The organism is Micromonospora sp. NPDC049301, assembly GCF_040678715.1.
GTDB lineage: Bacteria > Actinomycetota > Actinomycetes > Mycobacteriales > Micromonosporaceae > Micromonospora.
In genome coordinates this window covers 348,040-365,923 of sequence record NZ_JBFAQO010000004.1, presented here as the reverse complement: position 1 = coordinate 365,923, position 17,884 = coordinate 348,040, and the positions used below count along the sequence as shown (strand labels likewise).

The window sequence follows — 17,884 nt, the reverse complement described above, 5'->3', positions numbered from 1 at the left end:
GGGTGTCGGCAACGGTGCGGGGTCAGTGGGTTGCCGGCGCCGCCGCGACCAGGGCCGCCACCCGGTCCCGGTCGAGTGTCCCGTCGGCCACCCACACCCGGTAGCGGCCGTGCCGGGTCTCGCCGGCCGGCACCACCGCCGGCCGGTCGAACGCGAACGCCACGCAGACCCCCGGGTACATCGCGGTCCGCACGAACCACCGGTCGCCGCGCCCCAGACCGGCGAAGACCAGGGTGTACGCCCCGCCACCCGGCCCGACGCCCGCCAGCGCGAGCCACGGCGCGGCACTGCCGTTGACCGCCTCCTCCCCGGCGGCGTCGGCGGTGAACACCATCGCTTCGCCATCGGCGACGGCCCGCCAGAAGAACCCGCCGTAGCCGGCCCCACCGGGGCGGCCGTTGGTGGCCGGGCTGCCGAGGCGCACCTCCCGGTCGGTCGGGGCGGTGAGGGCGGAGTCGAGGTCGAGCCGCCAGGCGTCCGGCGCCACCTCCGACGCGGAGAGGCTTCGCCGTTCGGTCAGCAGCGTCCGGCCGGCCCGGTCACGCCACCGCAGATCGTGCGCGTACCGGTCCGCGGCGCGCTCGACGTCGCCGGTGTGCGCGATGACGCCGTGGTCGTCGCGCCACGTGTAGCCGACGTCTCGGACGTAGGTACGGCCACCCCAGAGGTTGGCGCCGTTCACGTCCTGCACCGCGAGGGAGGCGCCGAGGTGCCACACGTGGTCGGCGGGCAGCGCGTCGGTGACCACCGTGCCGCCGATGGTCCGCACCGGGTGCAGGTACGGCCGGGGTCCGTGCCGGAGGTCCAGCGCCGGGTCGAGCACGTACCGGGCCACCTCCCGACCGTCGACCAGCAGCCGCGCCGGTTGGCCGGTCGCGGTGGTCGAGCCGGAGTCGGTGTGGCCGGGTGGACGCGCGACGGTCACGGCAGCTCCGGGTGGGCGGGGACCGACCGGCGGCCGGCGACGGCGTGCAGGGCCGCCACGGTGTAGCCGGCGAGGATCGGCACGGCGACCGGGGTGACGAGGACGGCGAGCAGCCCGGCCAGCGCGGTCACCCCGGTCAGCGCGGCCCAGCGGGCGGGCGCGTCGAGGCAGGCGCGGGCGGCGGAGCGGGCCGCGGCCCGCCACCGCCCGCCCCCGTTGCTGCCCACCTCGACGACGACCAACCCGGCGTACCCGGCCAGGCCGGCCGAGACCAGCGCGGTCACCAGCAGTGCCGGCGGGCCGCCCGGCACCCGCCCGGTGGCCAGCGCCGCCAGGTCGGCGGCGAGCAGCCCGGCCACGGCCAGCGCGAGTAGGCTGACCGGCACGCCGGGCAGCACCGACCGGCCGAACCGGCGCAGGCTGGCCCGCACCGGCGGCCAACTGCCGGTACGGATCCAGTCGTGCACCGCCGCACTGGCCGTGCCGGCCGCCGCGGCGACGGTCAGCAGCGGCGCCGCCGCCAGCACCAGCAGGATGCCGAGCAGCGCCAGGTCGGCGGCGTCCCGGACGACGTCGCGCCAGTCTCGCCGCCCGGCGGTGTCCGCCGACTCAGCCCTTGATGCCACTGGTGTTGATCCCCTCGACGAGCATCCGCTGGAACGCGACGAAGAACAGGAAGACCGGCAGCAGGGAGAGCACCGACATGGCGAACATCGGCCCGACCGCGCTCTGGCTGGTCGAGTCGATGAACAGGGTGAGCGCGACCGGCACGGTGTAGTCCTCCAGTTGGGAGAGGAAGACCAGCTGCCGGAAGAAGTCGTTCCAGGTCCAGATGAACGAGAAGATCGCGGTGGTGACCAGCGCCGGACGGCTCAGCGGCAGGATGACGTACCGGAAGATGCCGTACGGGCCGGCGCCGTCGATCCGGGCCGCCTCGTCCAGTTCGCGCGGGACACCCCGCATGAACTGGACCATCAGGAAGACGAAGAACGCCTCGGTGGCCAGGAACTGCGGGATCAGCAGCGGCAGGTACGGCCACTCGCCGCCGACCAGGCCCAGCGTCCGGAACAGGATGTACTGCGGCACGATGAGCACGTGCGACGGCAGCAGCAGCGTGCCGATCATGACGGCGAACCACATGCCGCGCAGCCGGAACCGCAGCCGGGCGAAGGCGTACGCGGCCAGCAGGCAGGAGAGCCCGTTGCCGACCACGGTGAGCAGGCTGACCATCGCGCTGTTGAGGAAGAACCGGCCGAAGCTGACGTCGAAGTTGGACCACCCGGCGGTGTAGTTGCCGGGGGTGAACCGCTCGGGCAGCAGCCCGATGTTGTTGACGATCTCCTCCTGCGACTTCACCGAGGTGCCCACCATCCAGATCAGCGGGTAGAGCACCACGGCGACGATCGCCACCAGGATCAGCAGCCGCAGCACCGGCCGTCCGCCGGGTCGCCGGCCCGCGACGGGCGCCGGCCCGCCCGATGGGCCGGCCGTCGGGGTCACCGCCACCATCACCGGTCCTCCCCGTCGGAGTAGTGCACCCAGAACCGTCCGGTGCTGAAGAAGATCGCGGTGATCACCGCGATGGCGAGCAGGAACACCCAGGCCATCGCCGAGGCGTAGCCCATCTCGAGGTCGGTGAAGCCGGTGATGTAGAGGTTCAGCGTGTACATGAGGGTGGAGTCGACCGGGCCGCCGGTGCCGTTGCTGAGCACGAACGCGGCCGTGAAGCCCTGGAAGCCGTTGATCGTCTCCAGCACCAGGTTGAAGAAGATCACCGGGGAGAGCATCGGCAGGGTGACGTTGCGGAACTTGCGGAACGCCCCGGCGCCGTCCACCGACGCGGCCTCGTACAGCTCGGTCGGCACCTGCTTGAGACCGGCCAGGAAGATCACCATCGGTGCGCCGAACTGCCAGATGGCCAGCACCATCAACGTCTCCAGGGCCCAGTCCGGGTCGTTGACCCAGGGCCTGCCCTCGACGCCGAAGAGGCTGAGCAGGGAGTTGAACGCGCCGTCGCGGTTGAACATGTTGACCCAGACGATGGCCAGCGCGACGCTGCCGCCGAGCAGCGACGGCAGGTAGAACAGCCCGCGGAACAGCCCGACGCCACGCCAGGCGCGGTTGAGCAGCAACGCCACGCCGAGCGCCGCGGCCAGCTTCAGCGGTACGGCGATCAGCGCGAAGGTCAGGGTGACCCGCACGGAGTGCCAGTACGACGGGTCGGCGGTGAACATCCGCTCGTAGTTGGCCAGCCCCACCCACTGCACCTCGGACCAGGGGGTGAGGATGTCGTAGTTGGTGAAGCTCAGGTAGAGCGACAGCAGCATGGGGATCGCCGTGACACCCATCAGGCCGATGAGCCACGGCGACAGGAAGACGTACCCCGCCAGACCTTCGCTGTGCCGGACGCGTCCGGGCCCACGCCGGTCGGCGCGGACCCGGACGGAGCCGGGATCAGGTCGGGTCGGGTCGGGTGCCGTGGTCAACGCCACGAACAGCTCCTCTCCTCGCCTGGTGGGGTCAGGCGATGGCGGCCTTGCACGCCTCTAGGAACTGGGCGGCGGCCTCGGCGGGGGTGGCGCGGCCGTACTGGGCGTTCTCGGCGGCCTTGATCAGCTCGGACTTGACCTTGCTGTGCCCCTTGATCGGCACCTGCGGTGACTTGCCGAACTTCTGGGTCAGCTCCGCCTCGACGGCGATGGACTGTTTCATGGCCGGGTCGGTGGCGTCGTCGCTGACCACCCGGCGCAGGTCCAGGTTGGACGGCAGGCCCCGGTCGGTGCCGAGCAGCTTGACGGCCTCCTGGTCGTTGTTCAGGAAGTTGATCACGTCGACCGCGACGTCCTTGTTCTTGCTGCCCCTGAACACCGACCAGTACATCGAGGCCCGGGCCCACTGCGCGCTCGGGTCACCGGGGTAGGCGATCACGCCCAGCTCGTCCTTGGTGTTCTTCTTCAGGTCGGGCATCTGGTTGGCCCAGACCCAGGAGGTCGCCGACTTGCCGGTGACCACCAACTGCTTGGTGACGTCGCTGGAGTTGCCCTCGTGGATCACGTCGGCGGTCGGCGTCGCCTTGCGGTCCCGGGCGCCCTTCCACAGCTCGAACCACTTGGTCACGTCCTCGGCGGCGAAGCCCAGGTCCTTGCCCTGGTAGAGGTCCTTGCCCTGCTGGCGCAGCCAGACCCAGAACGCCTTGTAGTCGGCGCTGGGATCCTGGGTGCCGGGCACCTTGGTCCTGGCGGTGACCTGCTCGGCCCAGGCGATGTGCTGCTCCCAGGTCATCCCGGTGGTCGGCTCGGGCAGACCGTGCTTGACCAGCAGCGTCTTGTTGTAGACCAGACCCTGGGTGTTCTCCCCGGAGGCGAGGCCGGCGAGCTTGCCGTCGACGACGCCGTACTGCCAGAGGCTCTCCGGGAACTTGGAGGTGTCCAGCTTGCCGGACTTCTGGTAGGACGTCAGGTCGAGCGTGGTGTTGCGGGCCGCGTACTCGGCCAGGTAGTTGTCGTCGATCTGGAACAGGTCGGGCGGGTTGCCACCGGCGGTGAGCGTCGCCAGCTTGTCGAAGTAGCCCTGGTTGGCCTGCCAGGTCTTCTCGAACGTCACGTTCGGGTGCTTCTTCGTGTACAGGGCCAGGGCGTCCTCGGTCAGCTTGGCCCGGGCGTCACCGCCCCACCAGAAGATGGAGAGCTTGACGGGGGCGTTCGGATCGGCGGCGGAGCCGTCGTCTCCGCCGCAGGCCGCGGCGCCGAACATCAGCGGTGCGGCGACCGTCGCGGCGAGCAGGCCGCGCAACAGCCGCCGCCGGGGCAGCGGGGTACGGTGGGTGCGCCCGACAGGCGCGCTGGCGGTGGGGGGCGTTGCGGGGTGCATGTGCGCTCACTCCTCGGCATTAGGAGGCGACGGCGTCACCGGTGGCCGTGGTCGGGGTGCCCGGGCCCGCAGGGCAATGCGGGTCCGGGCCCAGCGGCGCGGCCAGGGGACGTGCCGGTCGGGCCTGCGGGCCCGGGCCGGTCGAGTCGCGGATGACCAGGTCGGTCTGGAGCATGACCTGTGCGGTGGTACGACGGACGCCGATCGCCGTGCCGGCACCGAGCCCCCGCGTACCGCGCGGCGATTCGGTGTCCTGTTGCAGCAGCATGTCGACGGCCGTCCGGCCGGCGGCCGCGGTGGGTGTGGCCACCGTCGTCAGTTTGGGGCGGGTGAGCCGGCTCAGGGCGATGTCGTCGACCCCGACGACGCTCACCTCCTGCGGCACCCGGACCCCGAGCGCGTCCAGCCCCTCGATGAGGCCGATCGCCATCAGGTCGTTGTAGGCGAGCACGGCGGACACGCCACTGCGCCGCACCTGCTCGGCGACCGCGGAGCCACCGGTCTCGGTGGGCGCGTTCGGGCCGAGCAGGGTCAGCTCCGCGCCGCCGGCCCGGGCGGCCGTGGCGGCGGCCCGGCGCATCTCCCGGTTGGTCCATGAGCTGCGCGGGCCGCCGAGCAGCGCGATGCTCGTGTGGCCCAGGCCGATCAGGTGCTCGATCGCGGCGCGGGCGCCCTGCCCGACATCCATCAGCACACAGGGCAGCCCGGTGACCTGGCGGTTGACCACCACCAGCGGCACCTCGCGGCTGAGCTGCTCGATGAGGCTGTTGCTCATCCGCGGGCTGCACAGCAGCACCCCGTCCACCTGTTTGGCGAGGGCGTGGACCAGCTCCTCCTCGACCGCCGGGTCCTCATTGGTGTCGGCCACGAAGACGTGGTAGTCGCGGTGCCGGGCCTGACTCTCCGCCGCCTTGATCAGCGGGGGGAAGAACGGGTTCGCGATGTCCGCGATGATCAGCCCGATGTTGTGCGTCCGCCCGGTGATCAGGGCCCGCGCGGCCCGGTTCGGCCGGTAGCCGAGGTCCTCCGCGCAGGCCAGCACCCGGACCCGGGTCTCCGGGTTGACCAGGTGCGGCGCGGAGAAGGTGCGGGACACGGTGGAGATGTGCACCCCGGAGGCGCGGGCGACGTCCCGGATGGTGACTGGCACGGCGGCCCCTTCGTCCGATGTGGCGGCGGTCACGTGGGTGTGGCTCATTAATGCAAACGGTTGCTCCGGTGTCAACGGCGGGCGATTACGGTTCTGTTGCGTCAGCACTCCCATCGGCGACTTTCAACGCCGCAAACATTGACATTTACCGCCGATTGCGCCGTCGTCGTTGACGCGATCGGATCGAGCGTGATTACTTCACTGCAAACCTTTGCAGGATCCTCGGGGAGGCGACCGCATGTCACCGAGAGCCGGCGGCCAGGTCCGGCACGCCGTCGTGGGCGCCGGAGCGCGGGCGGAGATGTTCGTCCGGGCCCTGGTGCTCGACCACGCCGACACCACCGAACTGGTCGCCTTCGCCGACGTCAACCAGGCCCGGATGGACGCGCACAACCGCTGGCTGACCGAGCTCGGCCACCGCCCGGTGCCGACGTACCCGGCCGGCGAGTTCCTGGCCATGCTGGACAAGGAGCGGGTCGACGTCGTCCTGGTCACCAGTGTGGACGTCACCCACGACGAGTACGTGGTGACCGCGCTGCGCGCCGGACGCGACGTCATCACCGAGAAGCCGATGACCGTTGACGCGCCGCGCTGCCGACGGATCCTGGACGCCGTGACGGAGACCGGCGGGCGGGTGACGGTCGCCTTCAACTACCGCTACAACCCACTGCACGAGCAGGTGCGTCGGCTGCTCGCCGGCGGCGCGGTCGGCGAGATCGGCTCGGTGCATTTCGAGTGGCTGCTGGACGTGCGGCACGGCGCCGACTACTTCCGCCGCTGGCACCGGGACAAGAGCACCTCCGGCGGGCTGATGGTGCACAAGGCCAGCCACCACTTCGACCTGGTCAACTGGTGGCTGGACGCCACACCGGTCGAGGTGTACGCGGCCGGGCGCCTGTTCTTCTACGGCGAGGCCGGCCGCCGGCACGGCTACGCCCGCGACTACGACCGGGCGTACGGCTCCCCCGCCGCCGCGGACGACCCGTTCGCGTTGCGGCTGGACGCGCACCCCCGGCTGCGCGAGCTGTACCTCGACGCCGAGGCCGAGGACGGCTACCAGCGCGACCGCAACGTGTTCGCCCCCGGGGTGAGCATCGAGGACGACATGGCCGTGCTCGCCCGGTACTCGACCGGCGCCACGATGACGTACCACCTCACCGCCTACTCCCCCTGGGAGGGCTACCGGGTGATGGTCAACGGCAGCCGTGGCCGGCTGGAGCTGGAGGTCACCGAGAACGACTTCGTCGATCGGGGCACCGCCGGCGCGGTCAAGGGCGCCGCGCTGCACGGCGCCGAGGCACCGGCCGAGGGCGGCGGCGCGGCACTCACCCTGCGGCCGTTCTGGGAGCCGCCCCGGCAGATCCCCGTCGAGGGCCGGACCCGCCACGGGCACGGCGGCGCGGACGCCCGGATGACCGGGGTGCTGTTCGGCGGCGACCCCGACCCCCTGGACCGCGCCGCGACCGCCGACGACGGCGCCCTGGCCCTGCTCACCGGCCTGGCCGCCAACCGGTCCTTCGAGACCGGGCAACCGGTCCGGGTCGCCGACCTGCTCACCCCCCGCTGACCCAGGAGACGAGGAGCCCATCCCCGTGCCGACGTTCGACAACACCGACCTGCTCCTGCCACCCGAGCCCGGCCAGCGCGCGCTGGCCCGGGAGCTGTACGCGCTGGCCGCCGAGCAGCCCATCATCTCGCCGCACGGGCACGTCGACCCGGCCCTGCTCGCCGAGGACCGGCCGTTCCCCGACCCGGCGCAGCTGCTCATCGTGCCCGACCACTACCTGACCCGGATGCTGCTCAGCCAGGGCGTACCCCCGGCCGACCTCGGCGTGCCCACCCGCGACGGCAGCCCGGCGGAGACCGACGGCCGGGTCATCTGGCGGCGCTTCGCCGCGCACTGGCACCTGTTCCGGGGCACCCCGTCGCGACTCTGGCTGGAGCAGACCTTCCGCACCGTGTTCGGGGTGCACACCGCGCTCGGCCCGGCCACCGCCGACGCCGTCTACGACGAGCTGGCCGCCCGGCTCGCCGAGCCCGACTTCCGGCCCCGGGCGCTGTTCGAGCGGTTCGGCATCGAGGTGCTGGCCACCACCGAGTCGCCGCTGGACGATCTGGGCCAGCACGCCAAGCTCGCCGCCGACGGCTGGGGCGGGCCGGGTGGCCGGGTGGTCACCACCTTCCGTCCCGACGACGTGGTGGACATGGAGCGCGAGGGCTGGTCGACCAACGTGGACCGCCTCGGCGAGCTGGCCGGCGAGGACACCGGCACGTACGCCGGCTACCTGGCCGCGCTGCGGGCGCGCCGGGCCGCGTTCATCGCCGCCGGGGCGACCTCCTCCGACCACGGCCACCCCACGGCTCGCACCCTGGACCTGGCACCCGAGGAGGCCGCGCGACTGTACGACCGGGGCCGGCGCGGCGAGGCCGACCCGGCCGACGCGGAGGCGTTCCGGGCGCACATGCTGGTGGAGTTCGCCCGGATGTCGCTCGACGACGGCCTGGTCATGCAGCTGCACCCCGGCGCGGTGCGCAACCACAACCGCTGGCTGCACGCCCGGCACGGGCGCGACGTCGGCGGGGACGTCCCGCAGGCCACCGAGTACGTGCACGCGCTCGCCCCGCTGCTGGAACGCTACGGCAACGACCCCCGGCTGCGGGTGGTGCTCTACACCCTCGACGAGGACACCTTCACCCGCGAGCTGGCGCCACTGGCCGGCGGCTACGCCGCGCTGCTGCTCGGCGCGCCCTGGTGGTTCCTGGACTCCCCCGAGGTGCTGCGCCGGTTCCGGGAGACGGTCACCGAGACCGCCGGGTTCTACAACACCACCGGGTTCGTCGACGACACCCGGGCGTTCTGCTCCATCCCGGTCCGCCACGACGTGGCCCGCCGGGTGGACGCCGGCTTCCTGGCCCGGCTGGTCGCCGAACACCGGCTGCCGATGGACGAGGCGGCCGAGACCATCGTCGACCTGGCGTACCGGCTGCCCCGGCGGGTCTTCAACTTCGGGAAGGGCGATCAGCTGTGAGCGTCACCATCACCTCGGTCGAGGTGCACGACGTGCGGTTCCCGACCGCCGCCCGGGGCGACGGCTCCGATGCCATCAACCGGGGCGACTACTCGGCGACCTACGTGGAGCTGGGCACCGACGCCGGGCCGACCGGCGCCGGGTTCACCTTCACCAACGGCCGGGGCAACGAGATCACCTGCGCGGCCGTGCGGGCGCTGGCCCACCACGTGCGGGGCCGCACGATCGAGTTGATCGCCGCCGAGCCGGTGGCGTTCTGGCGCTCGCTCAGCGCCGACGTGCAACTGCGCTGGCTGGGCCCCGAGAAGGGCGTCATCCACATGGCGACCGGCGCGCTGGTCAACGCGGTCTGGGACCTGCGGGCCACACTGGCCGGCAAGCCGATGTGGCGCTTCCTCGCCGAGCTGCCCACCGACGACCTCGTCGCCAGCGTCGACTTCCGGCACATCACCGACGCGCTCACCCCCGACGAGGCGGCTGCCATCCTCGACAAGGGGCGTGACGGCCTGGCCGACCGGTTGAGCACGCTCGAACGCGACGGTTTTCCCTCGTACACCACCTCGGTCGGCTGGCTCGGCTACCCCGACGACAAGGTGCGGGCGCTGACCCGGCGGGCGTACGACGACGGCTGGCGGGCGATGAAGATGAAGGTCGGCGGCCCCGACGACCTGCGGCGGGCCCGGATCATCCGCGAGGAGATCGGCCCGGACGCGCTGCTGATGATGGACGCCAACCAGGTGTGGGACGTCGACGAGGCGATCACCGCGATGACCGCGCTGGCCGAGGTGGACCCGTACTGGATCGAGGAGCCCACGCACGCCGACGACATCCTCGGCCACGCCCGGATCGCCCGCGCGGTCGACGAGCTGACCGGCGGCCGGTGCCGGGTGGCCACCGGTGAGGTGGCCGCCAACCGGGTGATCTTCAAGCAGTTGCTCCAGGCGGACGCGATCGGCGTGATGCAGATCGACGCGTGCCGGGTCGGCGGGGTCAACGAGGTGCTCGCGGAGCTGCTGCTGGCCGCGAAGTTCGGCGTGCCGGTCTGCCCGCACGCCGGCGGCGTCGGCCTCTGCGAGTACGTCCAGCACCTGGCGATCTTCGACTACCTGCGGGTGGGCACCAGCCTGGACGGGCGGATGGTCGAGTACGTCGACCACCTGCACGAGCACTTCGTCGACCCGGTACGCACCCGCGGCGGCCGCTACCTGCTGCCCGAGCGACCCGGCTACAGCGCCACCATGCGGCCGGCGTCGATCGCCGAGTTCCGCTTCCCGGACGGCCCGGCATGGCGGTGACCGTCGGCGCCTCCCGGCTCGGCCTCGGCGTGCTGCGCCGGCTGCCCGCCGAGGCCCGACCGCTGGTGCGGCCGGGCACCGTGCCGGCCGGTGTCGTGCACCTCGGGCTCGGCGCGTTCCACCGGGCGCACCAGGCCGTCTACACCGAGGCCGCGATCGGCGCGGCCGGTGGCGACTGGGGCATCGTGGCCGTCGCACCGCGCAGCACCACCCTGGTCGAGGCGCTCGCCGCCCAGGACAACCTGTTCAGCGTCAGCACCCTCTCCGCCGCCGGCAGCGCCACCCGGGTGGTGGGGGCGCTCAGCGGGGTACGGCACGCGGCCAGCGACCCGGACGCTGTGGTGGCACTGCTCGCCGACCCGGCGATACGGGTGGTGACGCTGACCGTCACCGAGAAGGCCTACCAGCTCGACCCGGTGACCGGCCAGCTCTGCCCCGACTCGGCGCTCGCCGCGGACCTGGCCGGCGGGCGCCCGCCGACCACCGTGCCGGGGCTGCTGCTGCGCGGGCTGGCCGCCCGGGCCGCCGCGGACGCCGGGCCGGTGGCGCTGGTCAGCTGCGACAACCTGCCGGCCAACGGCCGACGGCTGCGCGGTCTGGTCGACCAGGCGGTCGGTCGGGCCGCCGGGGTGCCCACCGGGCTGGTCGACTGGGTCGCCGGCAACGTCACCTGCCCGGGCACCATGGTGGACCGGATCGTGCCGGCCAGCACCCCGGAGACGATCGACGCGGTCCGCCGGGCGCTCGGCGTGACCGACCTGGCCGCGGTGGCCGCCGAGCCGTACGCGCAGTGGGTGATCGAGGACGACTTCCCCGGCGGCCGGCCCGGCTGGGAACACGCCGGGGCGGTGCTCACCGGCGACGCCGGCCCGTGGGAGCGGTTGAAGCTACGCAGCCTCAACGGCGTGCACTCGGCCGTGGCGTACCTGGGTGCGCTGGCCGGGCGTGAGACGGTCGCCGACGCGCTGGAGATCCCCCATCTGGCCGACGTGCTGCGCCGGCTCATCGCCGAGGACGTGGCGCACAGCTTCACCCCACCCGACGGGGTCCGGGTCGTCGACTACGGGGAAGAGGTCCTCGCCCGGTTCGGCAACCCGGCGATCCGGTACCGCACCCTCCAGGTGGCGACGGACGGCTCCCAGAAGCTGCCGCAGCGGGTCCTGCACACCATCGCCGACCTGCGCGCGGCCGGCCGGTCCGCACACTGGGGCGCGCTGGTCGTGGCCGCCTGGCTGCGCTTCGCGCTGGGGTACGCCGACGACGGTCGGGGGCTGCCGTTGCAGGACCCCCTCGCCGGGCCGATCCGGGCCGCGCTGGACGCCGGCACGCAGACCCCGGCCGGCGCGGTGGACGCGGTCTTCGCGCTGCGCGAGATCGTCCCGGCCGAGGTGGCCGGGGACGACGAGGTACGGGCCGAGGTGACCGCCTGGCTGACCGCGCTGGCACGCCACGGCGTCGAGGCGACGCTGGCGGGCGCCCGGTGAACGGGCCGACGCTGGCGGATGCCCGGTGAACGGGGCGGCACCCCCGGCCCGGGTGGCGGTGATCGGGGCGAACGGGCACGGCCGGTGGCACCGGAGGGTGATCGCGCCGCTGCACGCCGCCGGCACAGTGCGACTGGTCGCCCTGGTCGACGTCCGGCCGGTGGAGGACGACCCGGACGCCCCGGTGCCACCCGGGGTCGGCGTGTTCACCGACCACCGGGCGATGCTCGCCGCCGCGCGCCCGGAGATGGTGGTGATCTGCACCCCGCCGCACACCCACCTGCCGATCGCCCGGGACGCCCTGGCCGCCGGTGCCGACCTGCTGCTGGAGAAGCCGCCGGTGCTGTCGCTGGCCGAGCACGAGGAGCTGACCGGGGCGCTGGCGAAGGCCGGCCGGGTCGCCCAGGTCGGCTTCCAGGCGCTCGGCTCGGCGGCGCTGACCGCCCTGACCGACGCGCTGGCCGCCGGCCGGCTCGGCACGGTCACCGGCATCGCCACCGTCGCCGCGTGGCAGCGGCCGGACGCCTACTACGCCCGCTCCCCGTGGGCCGGTCGCCGGAGTGTGGACGGCCGGCCGGTGCTGGACGGCGCGCTGGCCAACCCGCTCGCCCACGCCGTGATGCAGTGCCTGGCGGTCGCCGAGGCGCTCGGCGGGGCACCGCCGTGGCCGGCCACTATCGAGGTGGAGCGCTACCGCGTACGGCCGATCGAGGTGGAGGACACCGCGGTGCTGCGGGTCCGGTTCCGCGCCGGACCGCCGGTGCTGGCGGCGGTGACCCTGGCCTCCGAGGAGTTCGTGGCGGGCGAGGTGGTGGTCACCGGCTCGGCGGGGCGGGCGGTGCTGGAGTACCCGACCGACCGTTTGCGGCTGCCCGGTGACGTGGTGACCCGCCGGGTCCCGGGACGGCGGGGGCTGCTGGAGAACCTGCTGGCGCACCGCGCCGACCCGGCCGGGGTGCCGCTGATCGCCCCGCTGGCCCGTACCGCGCCGTTCACCGCGCTGTTGGACGCGCTGCGGGCCGCACCGGAGCCCCGACTGCTCGACGGCGACCTCGTCGCCGTGGTGGGTGACGGCGGGGAGCGCGTGCGCCACCTGCGGGGCGTGGTCGACGTGCTGCGTCGGGCGGCCGAGCGGGGGGCGCTGCCGAGCGAGCTGGCGGTGCCGTGGGCGGTGCCGGCGTACCGCGCGGAGCTGACGGAGTAGGGGGCGACGGCAACCGGAGTGCAAACACCGCCCGGACTCGTACGGGCCACATCGGACGTAACCCCGGATACCCGACCGACGACGGTCGGGACAATGCCCGTCGACCCGGACAACTGCAACATTCCTGCATATAGATGCGATTGACTATCTTAAAGCCGCGAACCTACCGTTCCTGGTGACTGCCGAACCACCACCAGCGAACGGGAAGAATCGATGCGCAGAATCCTCACCGGCGCTACGGTCATCGCCCTCCTGCTCGGTGCCGCTCCGGCCGGCGCCGCCCCTCGCTCACACTTGCCGGCCACCGGCGGCGGCGGGCTGCCCTGGGCGGCCCGCCACGTCGGCCGGCAGGTGCTGCCCGAACGGGACGGCTGGGCGGCCGAGGGCGTCGGGACCACCGGCGGCTCGGCGGCGGCCCCCGAACGGACCCGGGTGGTCCACAGCCGGGCGGAGCTGGTCGACGCGCTCGGCGGCGACAACGCCAGCAATGCCACCGACGCCACACCGAAGCTCATCTACCTCGACGGCACGGTCGATGGCTTCGATGGGCCCGACGGCACGCCGCTGAGCTGCGCCGACCTGGCCGACCCGGGGTACCGGCTGGACAACTACCTGGCCGCGTACGACCCGGCGGTGTGGGGTCGGGTGCCGCCGGCCGGGCCGCTGGAGGAAGCCCGGGTGCGCTCGGTGGCCAACCAGACCCGGCAGACCCAGCTCAACGTCGGCCCCAACACCACCATCGTCGGGCTGCGCGGCGCCCGGTTGACCGGGCTCACCCTGATGATCGACCGCGCGTCGAACGTCATCGTCCGCAACCTGACCTTCGTCGACGCCCCGGACTGCTTCCCCGCCTGGTCACCGACCGACGGCGAGACCGGCAACTGGAACAGCCAGTACGACCAGATCTCGGTGCGCCGCAGCGAGCACGTCTGGGTCGACCACAACACCTTCACCGACGGCGACAACCCGGACAGCGCCCAACCGACGTACTTCGGGCGGCCGTACCAGGTGCACGACGGTTCGCTGGACGTGACGCACACGGCCAGCCTGGTCACCGCCTCCTGGAACCGCTTCACCGGGCGGGACAAGCTGATGCTGATCGGCTCGTCCAACACCGTCGGCCCGGACGTGGGGCGGCTGAAGGTCACCCTGCACCACAATCTCTTCGACGGCGTCCTGCAACGGCTGCCCCGGGTGCGCTTCGGTCAGGTCGACGTCTACAACAACCACTACCGGCTCGGCGGCGCCGGCTTCCAGTACGCGCTCGGCATCGGTGTGCAGTCCGCGCTGTACGCGCAGAACAACTTCTTCACCCTGGACGCGACGATCGACCCGGCCGACCTGCTCTACGACTGGGGCGGCACCGTGCTCACCGAGCGGGGCACCTGGGTCCGTCAGGGCGAGGGTCGGGCCCGACCGGTCGACCTGCTGGCGGCGTACAACGCGGCGCACGACCCCGACCTGGGCGCCGACGCCGGCTGGACGCCCACCCTGCGCCGCGGCCCGGTCCTGCCAGCGCCGCTGGTCCCGCTCCTGGTGGGCCCACTCGCCGGCGCCGACCGACTGCCGGTCTGACCCGACCGTCCCGCCGTCGTGGCGTCGGGTGGGCGACGCACGGGGCCATCGACATGGTGAAGATCCGCTATAAGTGACGCATGGACTTCCCGCCGCACCTGGCCAGCATGCCGATGCACGCGATCACCGAGATCCATGGCGAACCGGGCCTGCTGGAACGCTTCCGGTTGGAGATCCAGCAGTTCGACGACGCCGCCCGGGCCCGGCTCACCGAGGCGCTCGACCTGGCCGCCGATCTGCACCGTGACGATCGGCGGGTGCGCGAGCCGTACCTCAACCACCTGCTGCGGGTGGCCATCCGGTTGATGCACCACTACCAGGTGCGCGACGTCGACGTGATCGTCGCGGGCCTGCTGCACGACGCGGTCGAGGACCACCCGGCCGAGCTGGCCGACGGGGGCGGCGACCCGCGCGCGGGGGCGCTGGCAGCGCTGGCCGCCCGGTTCGGGCCGCGGGTGGCGACGCTGGTCGCCGCCGTCACCAACGCGGTGTACGACCCGCAGCGCGACCGGAACACGCAGTACCGGGAGCACCTGGCCGTCAGCCTGGACCGGGAGCCCTGGGCGCGGGTGATCAAGGTGTCCGACTTCACCGACAACGGCGTCGGGGTGATCCACACGATCGGGCCGAAGGTGGTCTCCTCGGCCCGGAAGTACCGACCCCTGGTGCCGCTCTTCCGCGACCTCATCGGCCGACCCGACACCCCGCTGTCACCGGCGGTGAAGCGGCACATCTTCGGCCAGCTCGACCTGGCCGAGGAGCGGTTCAGCGCGATCCTGGACCAGCCCGTGCACCCGAACTGAAGAGCCTCTCGCATCACCCGACCGGGTTCCGCGACAAGTTCTCGGATCCCCGCCGAAGCCTCCGGCTTTACGGTGGTTCTGCGCCAGATGAGAGGGAAAGGCCCTCTTGGCCGAAATTTCTGGCAACGCACCGATTGAGGGGATTCGGACCATGCGCGACCTTTCTCGTCGTGACCTGCTCAAGGCGACGGCCGTCGGCGCCGGAGCGGTCGCTCTCCCGGGCATGATGGCCGGCAGCTCGGCAATCGCGGCGGACGGCCCCGGGTCGTCCTCCGGCGCGACGTACCCGCCGGCGGAGCTGACCGGGCGCATCGTCCGCCCCCAGAACCCCAACTACGCGGACGCGAGCCTCGGCTGGGACGAGCTGTTCGTGCACTATCCGCTGGTCATCGTGTTCGCCCAGGAAACCCGGGACGTGGTCAACGCCCTCACGTGGGCGCGGCAGCACGACGTCGCGCTTCGGGTCCGCAGCGGCCGGCACAGTCTCGAAGGCTGGTCGAACGTCGACAACGGCATCGTGATCGACGTCAGCGAGCTGAAGGGTGCCCACATCGACCCCGCCAGTCGCATCGCACGAGTCGGCGCCGGGCTGAACCAGTTGGAGGCGGTGACCGCGCTCGGCGAGTACGACCTGGCGGCGACGACGGGAACGGAGGGAAGTGTCGGCCTGTCCGGTGCGACCCTCGGCGGCGGCTTCGGGTTCCTCACCCGCTACCTCGGCATGGCCTGCGACAACCTGATCGGAGCGGAGATCGTCGTGGCATCGGGTGCCGACGGCGCGAAGGTGCTCGAGGTGGACCAGTGGAACCACTCGGACCTGCTCTGGGCGCTGCGCGGAGCGGGAAACGGCAACTTCGGAATCGTCACCTCGCTCACCTACAAGGTGGCTCCGCTCACCAGCGTCGCCTACCTGCAGGCGACCTGGGAGGGCCTCGGCGACCTGCACGGAGTCTTCGACAGCTGGCAGCGCAGCGCACCGTTCGCCGACCACCGCCTCGGCAGCCAACTCGAGGTCCACCCGAACGAGATCCTGCTGTTCGGGGTGCTCGCGGAAGGATCGGAGGAAGAGATCAGGAAGCTGCTGGCGCCGGTCCTGTCGGTCGGCAACCCCACGGTGACGGTGCAGATCGGCGGCTGGGGCGAGACCTATGCCGGCTTCCAGATCCCGACCGAGGACGAGCCCGCGAACTGGAAGTTCTTCTCACAGTTCACCAGGGAGCCGTTCCCGAAGAAGGCGATCAGCATCATCCAGGCGTTCATGGAGGACGCCCCCTCGGACGACAGCAACTTCTTCACGCAGGCCTTCGGCACCGGGGCGCAACGGCAGGAGCCGTCCGGTGGCACGGCCTTCCCGCACCGTGACGCGCTCTTCTACTCCGAACCCGGCGCGGGCTGGGGCACCCGCGGCGAGCCCGACAGCGGTGACGCCGTCACCCCGATCGCCCAGACCTGGATCGCCGAGTTCAGCCAGGCGCTGCGGCCCTACGTGGACGGCGCCTACGTCAACGTGCCGAACGTCGGCATGGCGGAATGGGAAACCGCCTACTGGGGACGCAACTTCGACCGGCTGCGCCGGATCAAGGCGAAGTACGACCCGCACAACGTCTTCCAGTACGAGCAGAGCATCCCACCCGCGACACACTGACCCGTCCGGAGGCCATGCGGACTCCGCCGCGAGCGATGTCACGCCTGGTGCAGGCCAGCGCGAACGAGGTGCTCCAGCCAGGGTGTCGGGGCCACGCCGAGTTCCCGGCCCAGGTCGGCGCGGAACAGCTCGAACCGGCGTACCGCCTCGTTGATGTTCCGCTCCGCCAGGTGCACGGCGATCAACGTCCGGGTGGCGCTCTCCCGCAGTGGCTCCAACTGCACGGCGGTCAACGCCACCTGCACGGCCTCGCCGAACCGGCCCTGCGCGGTGAGCCGCTCGGCGAGCGCCTCCAGCGCGTACAGCTGGGTCTGGCGCAGCCGTTCCCGCTCGGTCAGGACCCAGTCGTCGTACCAACCGGGCAGGAGCTCACCCGTCGCCAACGCCGGCACCGCGGGGTCGGCGCCCACCGGAGACGCGCCGGCCAGCAGCGCGGCCGCCGCCGCACCCAGGGCGGCCACGTCGCTGGTCACCCCGGCGGCCAGGGCCAGCCGGTCGTCCTCCTCCAGCAGCGGCTCGGGGGTGACCCGGTGCAGCCGCCAGAGCATGGTGCGCAGGTTGGCCCGGGCCCGCTCGTCGTGCGAGCCGGGCCAGAGCGTGCCGGCCGCCTCCGAACGGGCGCACCGCTGGCGTACCCCGAGGTAGGCCAGCAGTCGGCGGGCGCCCTGCGGCACCGCCACCGCCCGCCCGTCGCGTTCCAGCCCGAACCCGCCCAGCAGCTTCAGGACGTACCGCGGCGGGTGCCCCGGGTTGGGGTCGCCGGTGTCCGGGGCGGGGCCGTACGCTACCCGTGCAAGAACCATTAGCGCGCCTCCACACCCGATCGCACCGTGGGACTTTCACGCTCGGATCTGGACGGTCGACGCGCCAGCGCTGTGTCGTCACACCGACGCGACGAGCGGGC

15 protein-coding genes are annotated in these 17,884 nt (G+C 72.5%); 8 read left to right on the top strand and 7 right to left on the bottom strand.

What is annotated here, in order from left to right; translation table 11 throughout:
- Nucleotides 1-22: 22 nt before the first annotated feature.
- The 6 genes from AB0K07_RS14595 to AB0K07_RS14570 are packed head-to-tail and all read right to left on the bottom strand — an operon-like array spanning nt 23 to nt 5,945.
- Nucleotides 23-925 (bottom strand): PmoA family protein, encoded by a 903-nt coding sequence (locus tag AB0K07_RS14595; protein WP_363755137.1) that lies wholly within the window; start codon nt 923-925, stop codon nt 23-25.
- Nucleotides 922-1,551 (bottom strand): hypothetical protein, encoded by a 630-nt coding sequence (locus AB0K07_RS14590; protein WP_363755135.1) that lies wholly within the window; start codon nt 1,549-1,551, stop codon nt 922-924. The genes AB0K07_RS14595 and AB0K07_RS14590 overlap by 4 nt, the downstream gene beginning before the upstream one ends.
- Entirely contained in the window at nt 1,535-2,434 is a 900-nt protein-coding gene (locus AB0K07_RS14585) for a carbohydrate ABC transporter permease (RefSeq protein ID WP_363755594.1), read from the bottom strand. The genes AB0K07_RS14590 and AB0K07_RS14585 overlap by 17 nt, the downstream gene beginning before the upstream one ends.
- Nucleotides 2,434-3,417, bottom strand: coding sequence for a sugar ABC transporter permease (locus AB0K07_RS14580; RefSeq protein ID WP_363755133.1), 984 nt, complete (start codon nt 3,415-3,417; stop codon nt 2,434-2,436). Before AB0K07_RS14580 ends, AB0K07_RS14585 begins: the two co-directional genes overlap by 1 nt.
- 28 nt (nt 3,418-3,445) lie before the next feature.
- Entirely contained in the window at nt 3,446-4,795 is a 1,350-nt protein-coding gene (locus AB0K07_RS14575) for an extracellular solute-binding protein (RefSeq protein WP_363755131.1), read from the bottom strand.
- A 19-nt stretch (nt 4,796-4,814) separates the two neighbouring features.
- Nucleotides 4,815-5,945: a LacI family DNA-binding transcriptional regulator gene (locus AB0K07_RS14570; RefSeq protein WP_363755129.1), complete on the bottom strand. Its 1,131-nt coding sequence runs from the start codon at nt 5,943-5,945 to the stop codon at nt 4,815-4,817.
- Between the two features lie 238 nt (nt 5,946-6,183).
- On the opposite strand from AB0K07_RS14570, the gene AB0K07_RS14565 reads away from it, so the two are divergent.
- The 8 genes from AB0K07_RS14565 (at nt 6,184) to AB0K07_RS14530 (ending at nt 16,980) form a co-directional block, all read left to right on the top strand.
- The gene (locus AB0K07_RS14565; protein ID WP_363755127.1) at nt 6,184-7,512 is read left to right on the top strand and encodes a Gfo/Idh/MocA family oxidoreductase; all 1,329 of its coding nucleotides are present in this window, start codon (nt 6,184-6,186) and stop codon (nt 7,510-7,512) included.
- Between the two features lie 25 nt (nt 7,513-7,537).
- Nucleotides 7,538-8,974 carry a glucuronate isomerase gene (uxaC, locus tag AB0K07_RS14560; RefSeq protein WP_363755125.1) on the top strand — a complete coding sequence of 479 codons (1,437 nt, stop codon included), beginning with the start codon at nt 7,538-7,540 and terminating at the stop codon, nt 8,972-8,974.
- Complete coding sequence (locus AB0K07_RS14555; RefSeq protein ID WP_363755123.1) at nt 8,971-10,269, top strand: enolase C-terminal domain-like protein; 1,299 nt, start codon at nt 8,971-8,973, stop codon at nt 10,267-10,269. The genes uxaC and AB0K07_RS14555 overlap by 4 nt, the downstream gene beginning before the upstream one ends.
- Nucleotides 10,260-11,753, top strand: coding sequence for a mannitol dehydrogenase family protein (locus AB0K07_RS14550; RefSeq protein ID WP_363755121.1), 1,494 nt, complete (start codon nt 10,260-10,262; stop codon nt 11,751-11,753). Before AB0K07_RS14555 ends, AB0K07_RS14550 begins: the two co-directional genes overlap by 10 nt.
- Before the next feature lie 25 nt (nt 11,754-11,778).
- Nucleotides 11,779-12,957, top strand: coding sequence for a Gfo/Idh/MocA family oxidoreductase (locus AB0K07_RS14545; RefSeq protein ID WP_363755119.1), 1,179 nt, complete (start codon nt 11,779-11,781; stop codon nt 12,955-12,957).
- A 213-nt stretch (nt 12,958-13,170) separates the two neighbouring features.
- Nucleotides 13,171-14,532, top strand: a complete 1,362-nt coding sequence (locus tag AB0K07_RS14540) for a polysaccharide lyase family 1 protein (RefSeq protein WP_363755117.1) — start codon at nt 13,171-13,173, stop codon at nt 14,530-14,532.
- Nucleotides 14,533-14,612: 80 nt separating this feature from the next.
- On the top strand, nt 14,613-15,335 hold the full coding sequence (locus tag AB0K07_RS14535; protein WP_363755115.1) for an HD domain-containing protein: 723 nt from the start codon (nt 14,613-14,615) through the stop codon (nt 15,333-15,335).
- A 151-nt stretch (nt 15,336-15,486) separates the two neighbouring features.
- Complete coding sequence (locus tag AB0K07_RS14530) at nt 15,487-16,980, top strand: FAD-binding oxidoreductase (RefSeq protein WP_363755113.1); 1,494 nt, start codon at nt 15,487-15,489, stop codon at nt 16,978-16,980.
- A 38-nt stretch (nt 16,981-17,018) separates the two neighbouring features.
- Here the strand turns inward: AB0K07_RS14530 and AB0K07_RS14525 are convergent, their stop codons facing one another.
- Nucleotides 17,019-17,783, bottom strand: coding sequence for a BTAD domain-containing putative transcriptional regulator (locus AB0K07_RS14525; protein WP_363755111.1), 765 nt, complete (start codon nt 17,781-17,783; stop codon nt 17,019-17,021).
- Nucleotides 17,784-17,884 lie beyond the last annotated feature (101 nt).

What these genes read in the sequence shown, in the direction of transcription:
- AB0K07_RS14585 (WP_363755594.1), bottom strand. Translation starts at nt 2,434, where the DNA reads ATGGTGGCGGTGACCCCGACGGCCGGCCCATCGGGCGGGCCGGCGCCC.
- AB0K07_RS14575 (WP_363755131.1), bottom strand. Translation starts at nt 4,795, where the DNA reads ATGCACCCCGCAACGCCCCCCACCGCCAGCGCGCCTGTCGGGCGCACC.
- AB0K07_RS14565 (WP_363755127.1), top strand. Translation starts at nt 6,184, where the DNA reads ATGTCACCGAGAGCCGGCGGCCAGGTCCGGCACGCCGTCGTGGGCGCC.
- AB0K07_RS14550 (WP_363755121.1), top strand. Translation starts at nt 10,260, where the DNA reads ATGGCGGTGACCGTCGGCGCCTCCCGGCTCGGCCTCGGCGTGCTGCGC.
- AB0K07_RS14540 (WP_363755117.1), top strand. Translation starts at nt 13,171, where the DNA reads ATGCGCAGAATCCTCACCGGCGCTACGGTCATCGCCCTCCTGCTCGGT.
- AB0K07_RS14535 (WP_363755115.1), top strand. Translation starts at nt 14,613, where the DNA reads ATGGACTTCCCGCCGCACCTGGCCAGCATGCCGATGCACGCGATCACC.
- AB0K07_RS14530 (WP_363755113.1), top strand. Translation starts at nt 15,487, where the DNA reads ATGCGCGACCTTTCTCGTCGTGACCTGCTCAAGGCGACGGCCGTCGGC.
- AB0K07_RS14525 (WP_363755111.1), bottom strand. Translation starts at nt 17,783, where the DNA reads ATGGTTCTTGCACGGGTAGCGTACGGCCCCGCCCCGGACACCGGCGAC.